This is a genomic window from Xenorhabdus sp. IM139775, from assembly GCF_028598745.1.
Classification (GTDB): domain Bacteria; phylum Pseudomonadota; class Gammaproteobacteria; order Enterobacterales; family Enterobacteriaceae; genus Xenorhabdus.
Genome location: NZ_JAQRFK010000214.1, coordinates 1 through 968, shown reverse-complemented (window position 1 = coordinate 968; position 968 = coordinate 1). Strand labels below are relative to the sequence as shown.

Here is a 968-nt window from a genome sequence, read left to right as displayed (position 1 = left end):
ATTGCCGAAGAAGAAGGGGTACGGCAGGCGGCTTATGCGCTCAAGCTGTTACAGAGTGACGGCGAGCTGACCATGGCCAGCACCGGCAAGGATGAAGCGACCGGCAATCTGGTCACCAAAAGCTACACGGTGAAAGGCCCGGTGATGCTGATGCTGACCACAACCGCCATCGATGTCGATGAGGAGCTGCTGAACCGCTGTCTGGTGTTGACCATCAATGAAACCCGCGAACAGACCGAAGCCATCCATGCGTTGCAGCGCCATAAGCAAACGCTCGAAGGATTGCTGGCTGAGAACGAGCGGGAGTATCTGACGACGCTTCACCAGAACGCCCAGCGGTTATTGCGTCCGTTGAATGTGGTCAATCCCTATGCCAGCCAGCTGACCTTTATGTCAGACAAAACCCGCACCCGCCGCGACCACATGAAATATCTCACGCTTATTCAGAGCATCGCGCTGCTGCACCAGTACCAGCGTGAAGTGAAGGTGGCTGAACATCGCGGCAGGCGGCTGGAATATATCGAAGTCACGAAAGACGATATCCGGCTGGCGAACCAGCTTGCGCATGACATCTTAGGCCGGACGCTCGACGAGATGCCGCCGCAGACGCGCAAGTTACTGATGCTGATACAGGCCTGGATACGGGACAGCGGCCAGCCCCGCCATGAGATGATTTTTACCCGCAAGCAGTTGCGTGATGCCGTTCAATGGGGCGATACCCAGCTCAAACTCCATCTCTCACGGCTCCTTGAAATGGAATACCTGATGCTGCACCGCCGTGGGCTGGCGTTCGCCTATGAGCTGCTGTTTGACGGCGAAGACGGTGACACGGCGCACTTGTGCGGCCTCATTGTGCCGTGAACGGGAAAGTATGACGTGTTCCGGTCTGGGTAAAGGGATAAGCAGTCGCCCCCCGGTCGGCCTCGGGTCGGCAGGCGGTCGGGTGCGTGAAATCATCGCAAAGACAG

At 57.7% G+C, this 968-nt stretch carries 1 pseudogene; it reads left to right on the top strand.

Going from position 1 to position 968, the window contains the following annotated elements:
- Window positions 1-858, top strand: a pseudogene (locus tag PSI17_RS17075) (DNA primase); the annotation flags it as partial.
- Window positions 859-968: the final 110 nt, after the last annotated feature.